Source organism: Micromonospora sp. NPDC049374, assembly GCF_040677165.1.
Taxonomy (GTDB): Bacteria; Actinomycetota; Actinomycetes; order Mycobacteriales; family Micromonosporaceae; genus Micromonospora.
Genome location: NZ_JBFAQH010000003.1, coordinates 467,061 through 479,898, shown reverse-complemented (window position 1 = coordinate 479,898; position 12,838 = coordinate 467,061). Strand labels below are relative to the sequence as shown.

At 71.2% G+C, this 12,838-nt stretch carries 12 protein-coding genes; 5 read left to right on the top strand and 7 right to left on the bottom strand.

Going from position 1 to position 12,838, the window contains the following annotated elements; all coding sequences use genetic code 11:
- Positions 1–66: 66 nt before the first annotated feature.
- From AB0J93_RS08095 to AB0J93_RS08085, 3 genes are all read right to left on the bottom strand, one after another.
- The gene (locus AB0J93_RS08095; protein WP_363919341.1) at positions 67–1,029 is read right to left on the bottom strand and encodes a GDSL-type esterase/lipase family protein; all 963 of its coding nucleotides are present in this window, start codon (positions 1,027–1,029) and stop codon (positions 67–69) included.
- Entirely contained in the window at positions 1,029–1,607 is a 579-nt protein-coding gene (locus AB0J93_RS08090; protein WP_363919339.1) for a WHG domain-containing protein, read from the bottom strand. The genes AB0J93_RS08095 and AB0J93_RS08090 overlap by 1 nt, the downstream gene beginning before the upstream one ends.
- Positions 1,608–1,674: 67 nt before the next feature.
- Positions 1,675–2,568, bottom strand: coding sequence for a LysR family transcriptional regulator (locus AB0J93_RS08085; RefSeq protein ID WP_363919337.1), 894 nt, complete (start codon positions 2,566–2,568; stop codon positions 1,675–1,677).
- A 161-nt stretch (positions 2,569–2,729) separates the two neighbouring features.
- On the opposite strand from AB0J93_RS08085, the gene AB0J93_RS08080 reads away from it, so the two are divergent.
- The 3 genes from AB0J93_RS08080 to AB0J93_RS08070 are packed head-to-tail and all read left to right on the top strand — an operon-like array spanning position 2,730 to position 4,019.
- Entirely contained in the window at positions 2,730–3,092 is a 363-nt protein-coding gene (locus tag AB0J93_RS08080; protein WP_363919335.1) for a DUF1801 domain-containing protein, read from the top strand.
- Positions 3,089–3,499, top strand: coding sequence for a VOC family protein (locus AB0J93_RS08075; RefSeq protein WP_363919333.1), 411 nt, complete (start codon positions 3,089–3,091; stop codon positions 3,497–3,499). Before AB0J93_RS08080 ends, AB0J93_RS08075 begins: the two co-directional genes overlap by 4 nt.
- Before the next feature lie 22 nt (positions 3,500–3,521).
- The gene (locus AB0J93_RS08070) at positions 3,522–4,019 is read left to right on the top strand and encodes a GNAT family N-acetyltransferase (RefSeq protein WP_363919331.1); all 498 of its coding nucleotides are present in this window, start codon (positions 3,522–3,524) and stop codon (positions 4,017–4,019) included.
- A 40-nt stretch (positions 4,020–4,059) separates the two neighbouring features.
- On the opposite strand, the gene AB0J93_RS08065 is transcribed toward AB0J93_RS08070, so the two are convergent.
- A complete protein-coding gene (locus tag AB0J93_RS08065; RefSeq protein ID WP_363919329.1) occupies positions 4,060–5,634 on the bottom strand; it encodes a serine hydrolase domain-containing protein in 1,575 nt (524 codons plus the stop codon).
- Positions 5,635–5,670: 36 nt separating this feature from the next.
- Between AB0J93_RS08065 and AB0J93_RS08060 the strand changes: the two genes are divergently transcribed.
- Positions 5,671–6,312, top strand: a complete 642-nt coding sequence (locus AB0J93_RS08060; RefSeq protein ID WP_363919327.1) for a TetR/AcrR family transcriptional regulator — start codon at positions 5,671–5,673, stop codon at positions 6,310–6,312.
- A 382-nt stretch (positions 6,313–6,694) separates the two neighbouring features.
- A complete protein-coding gene (locus tag AB0J93_RS08055; protein WP_363919325.1) occupies positions 6,695–8,269 on the top strand; it encodes an alpha/beta hydrolase in 1,575 nt (524 codons plus the stop codon).
- Between the two features lie 85 nt (positions 8,270–8,354).
- Here AB0J93_RS08055 and AB0J93_RS08050 read toward each other — a convergent pair whose 3' ends face one another.
- The 3 genes from AB0J93_RS08050 to AB0J93_RS08040 all read right to left on the bottom strand — a co-directional run bounded on the left by AB0J93_RS08050 (position 8,355) and on the right by AB0J93_RS08040 (position 12,741).
- A complete protein-coding gene (locus tag AB0J93_RS08050) occupies positions 8,355–10,721 on the bottom strand; it encodes a hypothetical protein (protein WP_363919323.1) in 2,367 nt (788 codons plus the stop codon).
- On the bottom strand, positions 10,714–11,742 hold the full coding sequence (locus tag AB0J93_RS08045) for a glycosyltransferase family 2 protein (protein WP_363919321.1): 1,029 nt from the start codon (positions 11,740–11,742) through the stop codon (positions 10,714–10,716). Before AB0J93_RS08045 ends, AB0J93_RS08050 begins: the two co-directional genes overlap by 8 nt.
- Before the next feature lie 351 nt (positions 11,743–12,093).
- Entirely contained in the window at positions 12,094–12,741 is a 648-nt protein-coding gene (locus AB0J93_RS08040) for an NAD(P)H-dependent oxidoreductase (RefSeq protein WP_363919319.1), read from the bottom strand.
- Between the last annotated feature and the right edge of the window lie 97 nt (positions 12,742–12,838).

Here is a 12,838-nt window from a genome sequence, read left to right as displayed (position 1 = left end):
GGGTCCATTCCGCACCCGGTCGGTGGAGGCGGCGGAAAGGTAGATCGCGAGGTTGACGCCCGGGTGTCATCGGGTGAACGGGCCGGTGCCGGTGAAGACGTGTGCCGCGAACCGGGTGCCGATCCGCTGGTGGGCCTCGGCGCTCGGGTGCAGGCCGTCCGGTAGCGGAAGGTCGGTGGCGTCGGCTGGGCCGTACAGGGCGGTGCCGTCCAGGTAGTGCAGGTTCTTGTCGGCGGCGCGTCGGTCGGCCAGTGAGCGCAACTCGCGCCGGATGACCTGAAGCGTCAGGCGTCCCAGCGTGACGTCTCCGGGTGTGCCGGTCGCGACGAAACGTACCTGGTCGGTGCCGATCGACTCGGGATCGATCGCGCCCGGTCCGGGGGTGTCCTCGTGGATTCCGCAGAACAGCGGTGAGATCAGCAGCAGCGGTACATCGGGGTGGCCGTCGCGGATGGTGTCGAGGAAGCCGTGGACGGCGGGGACGAAGGTGCGTAGCCGCATCCCGTCGAGGTTCACCACGTTGATGCCGAGCTTGACGCTGATGTAGTCGGCGGGGGCGTCGCGGATCACGCGGGCCAGGAACGGATCGACGAACGCGCTGCCGCCCAGGCCCAGGTTGCGCAGCTCGACACCGGCCCGGCGGGCGGCGACGGCCGGCCAGGTCTCGCTGGGTGCGAGGGCATTCGAGCCGTGACTTATGGAACTGCCGTGATGTACCCACAGCGGCAGCACGGCGTCGTCGGGCTCGATCGGGGCGTCGGCCCGCAGGTCGACCAGCTCGATGCTCTCGTTGTGCGGCAGCCAGACCTCGATCCGGCGACGGCCGGCGGGCAGCCCGGAAACGGTGGTGGTGTGCGCCTGCCCGGGATGGAAGACGCTCTGGCCGCTGGTGAGGTCGACCTCGATCCGGTCGCCACCGTCAAGCGTGTCGCGGGCGGCGAGCACGCCGTCGGCGTAGACGTCGATGCTGCCACGCGGGGTGACCTCGGCCTCGGCGACGCCACGGAGAAGGTCGGACGGGACGGGCATCATTGGTTCCCTTCGGTAGGCCAGGAGCGGAAGGCGGTGTCGAGTGCGCTCAGCGCCCGCTGCCAGGAGGTGTCGGCGGGGGGTTCGCGGTGCCCGAAGCTGCCGGCCGCCTCAAGGGCCAGGAAGCCGTTGATTGTCGCGCCGAGCAGCCGGGTGGCATGGACGAGTTCGGTCTCCGGCAGCCGGTAGCCGCGGAGCATCGCCAGGGTGAGCGCGACCAGTCGGCCGGCCGCGTCCGACCGCACGGTCGCCGCCGCCGCCGGACGTTGCAGAGCGGCCCAACGGCCGGGGAACTGGCGGGCGTAGTCGCGGTGCGCGTCGGCGAGGGCGGTGAGCGCCTCTCGCTGTGAGCGGCCGCCGATGGCGATCGCGATCCGGTCGGCCAGCTCGCCGAGGGCCAGTTCGTGGACGCTGTCGAGCAGCGCGGACCGGTCGCGGACGTGCGAGTAGAGACTCGCGGTCTGCACGCCGAAGTGGCGGGCCAGCGCCGACAGGGTGATCGCGTCGAATCCCTCCCGGTCCGCCAGCTCCGCCGCCGCGGCGACGACGACCGCCGGGGTCAGGTTGGCTCGTCCCATGCCCCCACCCTACACCCTGTAGCTGGAAACCTAATTGCTTTAGGTTGGGGCGGCGGCGGAGCGGGGGTCAGTGCGGGCGTACGGCGTTGGCGTCCGTCGCGGCCCGGACGAAATCCTGCACCCGCCTGGTGGTGTTCGCCTCCAGCCAGATCGGCCCGCGCTTGATCGGTGGGGCGTCGTGGATCGGTACGTAGGCGATGTCGGGGCGCGGGTGGTAGTGCTCGGTCTGCTCACCCACCGGCAGCACCCCCCGGCCCATCGCGACGAGCGACAGCATCTCCGAGAACGTGTTGCCGTGCGGGCCCTTCGGGATCAGCCGGCCGGCCGGCGTCTGCTCGGGTGTGCGGTCCCGTTTGAACGCCGCGGACGTCATCGCCGGGTACTGGACGACCGGGTGGTCGGCGAGCACCTCCAGCGAGACCGACTCCGCGTCGGCCAACGGGTGCGTGGCGGCCACGGCCAGCACCCGTCGCTCCACCATGAGCGCGGGGCCGCAGGCCATGCCGTCGAACGGGTACGACGCGACGAGCACGTCGATCGAGCCGTCCATCAGACTGGCCCGCGAGGTGGCCAGCTGCACCTCGCGTACGTCCACCGCGCAGTCGGGATGTCGGGCGGTGAACAGCCTGACCGCCTTGAGCAGCACCGGCGCGAGGTACTCACCGAGGAACGCCACCCGGAGTTGGCCGGTGACGCCACGGCCGGCCTCGATCGCGCGGCGCAGGGCCGCGTCCATCTGCTCGACAAGCGGCGCGAGGTCGTCAGCCAACTGCCGGCCGATGGGTGTGATGCGGACGACCCGACTGGTGCGCTCGAACAGGGGAGCTCCGATGCGCCGTTCCAGCTTCCTGATGACGTGACTGATCCGGCCGGTGGTCACTCCCAGGCGTTCGGCGGTACGACCGAAGTGCAGCTCGCCGGCGAGCGTCAGGAAAGTCTCGATCTCGTGTCGCTCCAGCATCCCGCCACTCTTTCGTTGAATCAGGCTCAACGATCGTATTCCGATGATGGCTTGGTCGGGCTCCCCGGCCAGTGAATCGTTGAGGGCGTCACCGGGATGGCCATTGGGCGGCAGGATCCGCCCACCTGCTGGGTGGCTGCCGGAACGATCGAGGAGAAATCATGAAGACTGCAAGCATCGACGACTATCTGACCGGACTCGACGCCTCGCTGAGGCAGACGGCCGAGGCGCTGCGCCCGGTCATCGACGGGGCGCTGGCCGACGCCACTGCGGTGATGTGGCACGGGCACCCGGTGTGGGGCCTCGGTGAGGCTCCGGGACGGCGGCCGGTCTGCCTGCTCAAGGCGTACACCTCGTACCTCACCTTCGGGTTGTGGCGTGGCCAGGAGATCAGCGATCGGTCGGATCGGCTGATCCCGGGTGCCCGCCAGATGGCCTCGGTGCGACTTTCCGTCGCCACGGACATCGACGAACCGCTCTTCGTCAACTGGCTGCGCCAGGCGCGCGCCCTGGAGGGAAAGTGAGCATCGTGCGGGTCCGAGCCTTCGACCACCTGGTCCTCAACGTCGAGGACGTCGAGCGATCGCTCGCCTTCTACTCGACGACGCTCGGCCTGGAGACCATGCGCGTCGACGAGTGGCGGGCCGGGCGGGCCGGCTTCCCTTCCGTCCGGATCAGCCCGGACACCATCATCGACCTTGTGCAGGGTCACCGAGGAGAGTCGAACGTCGACCACATCTGCCTGGTGGTCGACCCGGTGAACTGGCAGGACGTCATCGAGGCCGGCGTGTTCACCGTCCTCGAAGGGCCGGTGAGCCGCTCCGGTGCCAGAGGCGAGGGCATCTCGCTCTACGTCCAGGACCCGGACCGCAACACCGTCGAACTTCGCTGGTACCCGGCGGACGCGGCACCGACGCCGCCGAGCCCGTGACCGACGCGCGCGGGGATGCGGCATGAGCCCGATCGACGACGTGATGATCCGCGCCGCGCAGCGCGCCGACCTGGACGGTCTGGGTGAGTTGGCGGGCTCGCGGGACCGCGCCGAGGTGCGTCTCCAGGCAGCCCGGGGAGGCGGCGAGGCGATGCTCGTCGCCGTGGCCGCCGACCACGTCGTGGGGGTGGTGAGCGTCCGGTGGCGGGACGGCTGCGACACCCCCAACCCATGGCTGTACGGGCTGGCGGTGGTCGCGCCAGCCCGTCGCCGTGGGGTGGGAAGGGCGCTGGTCGCAGCCGGCGAGGCGGCAGGTGCGGCACGCGGCGCCGACGCCATGAGTCTCGACGTCGACGTCGACGACGAGGCGGCCGTCTCGTTCTACGAGAGGTTGGGTTATGTGATCGTGCGACCTCACCAGCACCGCTGGCGCGCGGTCGACCCGCGTACCGGCGCGGTGACCGGCGAAGGCACGGCATCGACGTGGATCATGCGTCGTCACCTTCGAGGGGCCGGCTGACCGGGCTGGTCGTGATGCCGCCGCGTTGCCACGTGCAGCCTCAGGGACGCGGTTGTGGCAGGCGGGCTTCCTCAGTCGACTGGGCGTTGGCGTCGCTGATCCGGTCCGGTCGACTGTCGTGGGTGTCCGTACCGCCCGAACTCGAGCCTGCCGGCCGACGCCAGACGCGTACGGTGACGGCTGCGCGGGACAGCATGAGAACGGCGACGAGGAGCAGCCCGGCACCGAGCAGCGCCGCGATGTCGGGCGCCCACAGGGGGACCTGGTCCAGCGTCACGCCGAAGTACGACGGCAGGGCGAGCAGGCCGGCAGCCACCAGCAGCAGGACCACCAGCCAGGCGACGAGACCCAGCAGGCGTCGGCGGGACCAGGTGGCGACCGGCCGCGCCACCCGCCACAGCGAGCGGGCCACCGCAACAACCAGCAGCAGGCACAACAGGCCCAGTCCGGAGAGGAGCGCGAGGTAGGACGGCTCGTTGTCGTGGATCTCGGGTACGGCTCCGGAGAGGATCGAAGCCAGTCCCCACGAGGTGTCCAGGAGCTGGTTCTCCTGGAAGCTGCCGTAGGCGTTCTGCAACACCACCACGGCCCGGTTCTGCTCGGGCAGCAGGACGATCCCGGCCTGGTAGCCCGGGGCGGCACCGGAGTGCCAGACCATCGGCTGGTCGCTGCCGAACACCGGCCAGGTGCGCCAGCCGAGCCCGTAGCTGCGGCCGTCGCCGGTGGTCACCTCGGGCTGGATCAGCGTGGCCCGTTGCTCGGCGGACAGTAGGCCGCTTCCGTCGAGGTTCGCCCGCGCGAACGCGACGGCGTCCCGGAGGGAGCCGCCGAGGTATCCGTAGCTGACACCGGCGGGGTCGAAGCGGCTCTGGAATGCCATCGGCTCGCCGAGCGCGTACCGATGGCCTGGCGGGAGTCGGTCCGTCGCGTCGTCGGCCCTGACGATCGCGGTGTCCATCCCCGCGGGCGTGAGCAGCCGCTCGCGCAGCACCTCGGCGAAGCTCCGCCCGGTGATCTCCTCGACGACGGCGCCGAGCAGCAGGTAGTTGACGCTGGAGTAGAGGTGCTTCTCGCCGACACCGGCGGCCAGGTGGATGTTGCCGAGGGCGTCGACCACGTCACCTGGACGGCGATCAGCGTCGTAGCGGTCGGTGAGGTCCATCCGCTCCGGGATGCCGCCGGTCTGGCTCAGCAGGTGGCGCAGGGTGATCGTCTCGGCCTCCTCGTCGGCCATGCCGAAGTTCGGCAGGTAGGTCGTCACACGCGCGTCGAGATCCAGCTCCCCGGCCGTCGCCATCGACACCACCAGGCTCGCGGTCACCGGCTTGGCCAGCGATCCCCACAGGAACGGCGTCGTATCGGTGATCGGCTCGCCGTCGCCGTCCGCGCCGAACGTCGCCTGGTGCTCCACCCCATCCGAGCCCACGATCGCGTACGCGACGCCCGGGATGCCGGCCCGGTCCATCTGCTCGGTGACGAAGGCATCCAGCCGGTCCGGTTCGACAGCGCTGTGCTGCGCCGGTGCCGCCTCGACCGACCTGCCGGCCCCGAGGTCGAGGCCGACGCCGGGCAGCGCGAGCAGCAGTACGGCCATCCCCCGTTGCAATACGCTCATATGGCAACCGTAGCCATACGACGGTATGGTTATCAAATGCCCCGCGTTGCCGACCACGACGAGCGACGCGCGCTCATCGCCCGGACGTTCCGGCGTCACCTGGTGAAACACGGCCTTCAGGCCACCACGTTCGCCCGCGTCGCCGCCGCTGCCGGCATCTCGGTCGGTCTCATCCAGCACTACTTCGGCAGCCGCGACGAGCTGCTCCGATTCGTGTACGTCGACGCGCTCCGCCGCCGGGACGACCGGATCGCGGCGCACATCGCCGAGGGCGAGGCCGCCGAACGGCCGATCCGCGAGATCATCGCGACTGCTGTGGTCGAGCTGCTCCCGCTCGACGAGATCCGGGTCGAGGAGTTCCACGTCACCCAGAACCTGGTGACCCAGGCCCTGCACGATCAGGCGCTCGCCGAGGTCGCGGCACGTGCTCACCGCGACCTGCACCTGCGCGCGTCGATCGCGGTGCGCAACGGGAAGCGGTGCGGCGAGGTCGACCCGGGTGTCGATGTCGACACCGCAGCCGCACGCGTCCTCGCCACCACCTACGGCCTGGCCGCCAATGTCATCCTGGTCGGACCCGACGACCCGGCCCGTCGCCGGGAACATGCCAGCGCGGTCATCGAGCCGATCCTGGCGGGCACGTTCACCGGTCGCTGCCGTCACTACGCCCGGTCGTGATCCGGCCGGCGTACGCGAGCCCGCGTCGCAGCGAGCTGCCGACACCGCCCGGGTTTCCAATTCGTCACGCAATTTGACTGCACGTTGCGATCGGGTGCCTCCGAGGTTAGCGCTAACACCGCCGCCGCCTGTGACCTCTGCCATGTTGACAAACGGTGGGCTTGATGTCGATTCGCATCGCGTGACACCCGCCGTCTTCCCGGTGACCTCGCCATTCATGCGCGACGTACGGGAACGGCGCCCAGGCTTGTCGTCCCGGTCAATCAGGTCGCGTTCCGAATGGTATTGCCGACGACATTTCCCGGTAACCCCGGACCGTGGCGGAGTAGCTACGTTCAGCACCGGTCGGCGGAAAGCCGGAAAACGATCTGGGAGAGGGAGCATGCGCAGAAAACTGATCCGGCGATTGCTCGCCGGGGTCACTGTGGGGGTGGTGCTGGCACCGCTCGCCGCGTCGTCCGCGTCCGCGGCCCCGACCGGGGACGTGCAGTGGACGCCGTGTGAGCAGGACGCCAGCGCCCTGTGCGGCACCCTGGAGGTACCGGTCGACTGGGCCGATCCGGACGGGCCGACCATCGAGTTGGCGCTGGCCAAGCGGCCGGCAACGGACCCGGCGGTGCGCCGCGGGTCGCTGATCGTGAATCCGGGCGGCCCCGGTGGCTCCGGCGTCGACTCGGCGCTGTGGGCCACCTACGGCGAGGAACTGCGCCGCCATTTCGACATCGTCGGATTCGACCCACGCGGAGTGGCCCGTAGTTCACCGATCATGTGTACTCTGGACAAGATCAACGCTCTGCCGGTCGAGCCGATCAAAACGTCCAGCGCATTTGCCAGGATGGTGTCCGCGAGTCGCGCGTTGGCGGATGACTGTCGCGCCAAAAGTGGGCCGGTATTCGACCACGTCGACACGCTCCAGGTGATCCAGGACATCGACGCGATACGCGCCGCGGTCGGTGACGCCCAATTGAATTTTCTCGGGATGTCGTACGGCACCCTGATGGCCCAGCAGTACGCGGAAAGGTATCCGAGCCGGGTACGCGCCGTCGTGGCCGACAGCGTGATGGATCACAGCCAGGACGCGCGCGGTTTCGCCGTCACCCAGGCGGCCACCGGGCAGGATTCGTTCGACGAGTTCGTGGCCGGCTGCTCCCGGCTGCCGCAGTGCGCCCTGTACGGCCGGGACATCCGCCAGTTCTGGCAGCGGCTGCTCGACCGCGCCGCCCGGGGTGAGCTGCCGGATCCGGACGACCACAGCTACAAGATCACCCAGCGGGATCTGGTCAACTTCGTGTTGGGCAACCTCAACTACCAGCCGTACTGGCTGGAGATCGCCGCCGAGCTGGAGCGGGTCGATGCGGGACGGCCGTGGGGGACGTCGTCGTCGGCGGCACGGGAGTCGGCCGAGGACCCGCCGACCGTGGTGCCCTTCGCGTACCAGGCGGTGCTCTGCCAGGACTGGAACCTGAAGGCCCGTGACGTCACCCAGTGGCGGTCCATCCTCACCGATGCGCAGCGCGTCGCGCCGGACCTACCGGACCCGCCCCGGGCGTCGGTCGGCGCGATCTGCCTGGGCTGGCCGACCCCGGCGGACAACCCGCAGCGGCGGATCAACCCGACCAACGAGTCGAAGTTGTTGCTCGTCAACTCGCTGCACGACCCGGCAACCGGTTACAACTGGGCGCTCGGTGCCGCCGACCAGTTCGCCGACCACGCCGAACTGCTGACCTACGAGGGTTGGGGGCACATCGTGTACGGCCGCGTGAGCTGCGCGGACGAGGCCATCGAGGCGTACCTGATCGACCAGGTGGTGCCGGCGGAGGGCACCCGTTGCGCCGCGGCCCCGCCGCCGGGCACGACCTCGGCCCGTGGCCGGGCACCGAGCCAGGATTCCGGCCCCACCGCGCAGCCGCCGGTGCCGCTGCGCAGTGACCCGGAGCTGCCGACCTGGCTGTTCTGACCGATCGGGACGGAGGTGGTCGGTTCGCCGAGGCGGGCCGACCACCTCGGTCGCTGCCGGAGCCGGTCGGGTCGCGGGGGTGCTGTCAGGGTAGTTCGTGGATGGTGACCGGGCCGGTGGTGTAGCGGACCGGGGCGAGCCGGGCCAGGTCGGTGGAGACCGGTCCGGCGTTGGTGTCGGCGAGTAGCCAGCGCACCCCATGGGCTTCGCGGAGCCGGGCCAGGTCGGCGGGGGTGGGCGCGGTGAAGATGCGCTCGTTGAGGCCGAACAGTGCCGGGTCGGGGGCGGATTGTCGGGGGTAGCGGTATCCGTCGCGGCCGTGGGCGGCGAGGGTGGCGTCGGCGTACGCCCAGCTCTCCACCAGGGCGCGTCGTCCGCCCAGGCCGGTGACCCAGTAGGCGCGGGCGTCGCAGTGCGGTGTGGACCGTACCGGTCGGCAGTGCACATTTGTGGCGACCAGGTCGTCGGGGTCGGTGTGCTCGTTCAGCCAGAGCGCGGCCCGCATCTCGGCCTCGGTCACCACGAGCTGCTGGTTGATGGCGCCGAGCGGATCCTCACCGGCGAGCAGGTGCCGGACCGGGATGTCCACTCCGGTGGCGAGGCTGGCACCGAGCAGTGCGGTGACCACACCGGCGAGCGCCGACCGGCCGAGCAGCGTCGTCCGCGCCGGCCGGCCCAGCCGACGGGCCAGGGCGGCGCGGCGCGCGGTGACGGCGGCCCGGGGCCACCTGAGGAGCAGCGCCTCCACCGTGACGGCGAGCAGTGCGGCCAGGACGATCAGGGCGGCGTACCGGGCGGCCGACCAGCCGAGCGCGGTCATCCAGTCGTCGGCGTTGGCGACGCGTACCGACTCGATGGCTCGTTCCGCCTGGGTCAGCACCGGGGGTGAGCCGAGCGGTGGGGCGAGAAGTTGCGCGAGTACGCCGAGGAGACCGGCCGTCACGAGCACCGGCCACCGTACCCGGGTCCGGGCGAGCAGCCAGCCGGCGAGCAGGGCACCGAACGGAATGACGGGTAGCCAGAAGTAGACCTGGCTGGCGGAGGGGTGATAGGTCAGCCAGGCCACGGCGAGGCCGGCGGCGACGGCACCGGTGAACAGCCAGGCGACCGGGTCGCGTCGGGTCGGCGTGGCCAGCAGCGACCCGCCGGCCAGCCGGGGTGTCTGCCGCAGCAGCCACGAGCCGAACAGGGCCGCCGCGAGCAGCCACGCGGCGCTCCCGTCCGCCTCCGCCAGGCCCGGCGGCAGCAGGCCCCCGAACCGGGCACCTTCGTCCGCGCCGTACGTCTGCTGGTAGGGCAGCAGGTGTCGGATCAGCCCGAGCGGTTGAGCCCGCAGGGTGCCCGCGCCGCCACCGGCGAACAGCCGGTAGCCGACGGCCATGGCGGCGACCAACGAGGCCAGCACGGCGAACACCCGCCACGGCATCCGACGACGACGGATCCAGGCGGCCAGCGCGGCGAGACCGAGGCCGGCGATCAGCGGCGGCAGGGCGCTGGACTTCGCGCCCGCGCAGGCCAGGCCGAGCGCCGGCACCAGCACCCAGGCCGGGCCGAGGGCCCGCCCGCGTAGCGCCTGGACACAGACGGCGGCGAGCAGCATCAGCAGCGGCAGCGCGTACGTCTGGGAGAGGCTGGCGTACGACAGTGCCCGGGTCCACGGGATGTCCAGCGGTGAGCCGAAGGTGGGCGAGGCGCCGACGTATCCCACCGCGGCGACCAACGGCCCGGCCCACAAGCGTCCGGCCAGTTCGCGGGCAAGCGCGGCGGTGACCAGCGCGGCCACCCAGCCGACCGGCACCACCCACAGGTGCAGCAGCGCCGTGGCGGGTGGCACGCCGGTGATCATGCTGGCGCTGGCGATGTGCGCGTCGGACAGGTAGTGGTAGCGCAGCGACTCCCCGGCCAGGTGCGGCAGCTCGAAGGGCATGGTCCGGGTGAGTTCGTGCACCAGCCCGAGGTGGTAGAGCAGGTCCGGGTAGTAGGCGTAGTCGGCGGGAGGTAGCGGCAGCATCCGCCAGTTGGCGTACCCCCACCCGGCGATCAGCAGCAGCACCCCGCAGATCGCCCAGTGCCAGCCCAGCGGCAGCCGCCGACCGGGACCGGTGCGCCAGTGCCGCCGCAACCGGGGCACGGCCAGGAAGGCCACGACCACCGGCAGCGGCCACCACCGCAACAGGTGCTGGCCGCCGGAGGCGGCGGCGACCGCCCAGGCGGCGAGTTCGAGCAGCAGGCCGGTGGCCGCACCGTAGCCGAGATCCTCGGGCAGATTGCCCCGGCTGCCGCGCAGCGCCCGGTGCACCAGGGTCCCCGGCAGCACCAGCGTCAACGCCCAGTACGCCACGAATGTCCCGACGTCGGCCGCCGGTACCCCGCCATGCCACCAGCCGACCGGCAGCGCGGTGAGCACCGCCAGCCAGGGCAGCAGTGCGGCGAATCGGCGCAGGTCAGCCACGGAGGGCAGCGACCGGGTGGCCGTTGGCCGCCGGAGGCTCCGACGGTGCGGGCGGGTCGTCGGCACTGTCCGAGCCGATGTGAAAGGTCGGCCGGTTCTGCACGGCGGCGTAGATCCGGCCGACGTACTCGCCGAGCAGGCCCAGGCAGACCAGCTGCACCCCGCCGAGCAGCAGCACCGCCACGAACAGCGAGGTCCAGCCGGGGATGGTCACCCCGCGCAGGTGCCCGACCACACCGAAGGCGATCAGCGCCAGGCAGGCCAGGAAGCTGCCCGCGCCGAGCCAGGTGGCCAGCCGCAGCGGAGCGGCGGAGAAGTTGGCGACGCTGTCCCAGGCCAGCGCGATCATGCGCGGCAGCGGGTATTTCGTCTGCCCGGCGTGCCGGGCCTCACGTACGTAGCGGACCTCGGCGCTGGGAAAGCCGAGGGCCGGGATCAGCAGCCGGTAGACCGGGTTTCGTTCGGGCAGTCGGCGCAGCGTCTGCACCACCTCCCGGCTGACCATCCGGAAGTCGCCCGCCTGAGCCGGCACCTCGGCCCCGACGATCCGCCGCATCAGGCGGTAGTAGGCCCGGGCGGTGTGCCGCTTGAAGAACGTGTCAGTGCTGCGGTCGGCGCGTACCCCGTACACCACGGCGGCACCGGCCCGAGCGAGCCGCAACATCTCGGCGATGGTCTCCGGCGGGTCCTGGAGGTCGGCGTCGAGGCTGACCACCCAACGGCCGCGCGCCCGGTGCAGGCCGGCGGTAAGCGCCGCCTGATGGCCACTGTTGCGACGCAACCGCACGATTCGTAGCTGTGGCCAGTCCCGCGCCTGCGCGGTGAGCAGCGTGACGGTGGCGTCCCGGCTGCCGTCGTCGACGGCCACCACCTCGTAGTCGACGTGCAGATCGTCCAGCACCGGGCGGAGCCGGGCGACGAGGCCGGCTACCACCGCCTCTTCGTTGTACATCGGAACGACCACGGAGAGCGTCGTCTCTCCGATCACGTCGGATCGCATCGTCTGCCGGCCCCGTCCCACGCAGAGTCCACCTCAGAGCACCCGCGCAACATGCGCAGGCGGTCACCCTGCCGCGCCGAGTTGACGCCTGCCTGGCGCTGGTGTGAACGGCCAGCGAATGCCGATAAGCGCTCCAACGTCACCAGGCCCTGCCCGACCGTCGCAGCCGGCGGTTCTCCCACCGGAGCGCCAGCGCCACCCCTCGGCAGCAGTAGCCGCCACCTGCTGCCATGCGGATGGTTGAGGGTGAGGTGAAATGGACGAGCCGGGCACCTGATGCCGCATCCCCGGTGGGTGCGGCTCCGGCTGCCCGGCCCGCTCTCGGGTCCGCCCCGGCGACGACGGGTCCGGGGCGTACCGCGCCGGTGTGCCTCAGGCCGCGACCGGCAGGCCGCCGAGCGCGCGGCCGGCCTCCCGTGCGGCCTGCAGGGCCTCGGTGTGCATCTGCGCGGCCTGGTCGGTGAACGGGTCAAGGGCGGGGTTGACACCGACGAGGGTGAACTCGCGTTCGACGACGGTGAGGTCGGCGCCCCAGCAGTCGGCGAGGATGCGGCGCAGGTACGGCGTCGCGTGGTCCCAACCCTCCCGGGGCGTGCCACCGCCGTACGCCCCGCCACGAACCGTGGCGAGCACGACCCGCTTGCCCGCCAGGAACGGCTTGGCGAACGCTCGCGGGTCGGTGCTCACCAGGTCGACGTACGCCTTGAAGTGCTGTGAGACGCCGTAGTTGTAGAGCGGCACGGCGAACAGGATGGCGTCGGCGGCGAGCAGCTCGTCCACAAGTGTCGCGGCGAGGGCGACGGCCTCGCGCTGCTCGGTGGTGTGCTCCTCCGCCGCGGTCGTCCCGGCGGTGACCGCTGCGGCCCAGGCGGTCGCGGGCAGGGGATCGACGCCGAGGTGGCGACGTTCGATCGTCTCGTCTGGGCGCGCGGTGAGCCACTCCGCCTCGACGATGTCCGCGATCTCGCGGCTCGCCGAGCCGTGGGTGCGGATGCTGGCATCCAGCCGGAACAGGGTCACGACAACTCCAATGGGTGTGAGGTTCAAGCTTGAACCCGACGATAGCCCGGCGTGTGTTCAAGCTTGAATCAAATGCGAGATGCCTCACCTCCGCGGT

Coding starts and splice junctions, on each gene's coding strand:
- AB0J93_RS08095 (WP_363919341.1), bottom strand. CDS start 1,029: ATGCCCGTCCCGTCCGACCTTCTCCGTGGCGTCGCCGAGGCCGAGGTC.
- AB0J93_RS08090 (WP_363919339.1), bottom strand. CDS start 1,607: ATGGGACGAGCCAACCTGACCCCGGCGGTCGTCGTCGCCGCGGCGGCG.
- AB0J93_RS08085 (WP_363919337.1), bottom strand. CDS start 2,568: ATGCTGGAGCGACACGAGATCGAGACTTTCCTGACGCTCGCCGGCGAG.
- AB0J93_RS08080 (WP_363919335.1), top strand. CDS start 2,730: ATGAAGACTGCAAGCATCGACGACTATCTGACCGGACTCGACGCCTCG.
- AB0J93_RS08070 (WP_363919331.1), top strand. CDS start 3,522: ATGAGCCCGATCGACGACGTGATGATCCGCGCCGCGCAGCGCGCCGAC.
- AB0J93_RS08065 (WP_363919329.1), bottom strand. CDS start 5,634: ATGAGCGTATTGCAACGGGGGATGGCCGTACTGCTGCTCGCGCTGCCC.
- AB0J93_RS08060 (WP_363919327.1), top strand. CDS start 5,671: ATGCCCCGCGTTGCCGACCACGACGAGCGACGCGCGCTCATCGCCCGG.
- AB0J93_RS08055 (WP_363919325.1), top strand. CDS start 6,695: ATGCGCAGAAAACTGATCCGGCGATTGCTCGCCGGGGTCACTGTGGGG.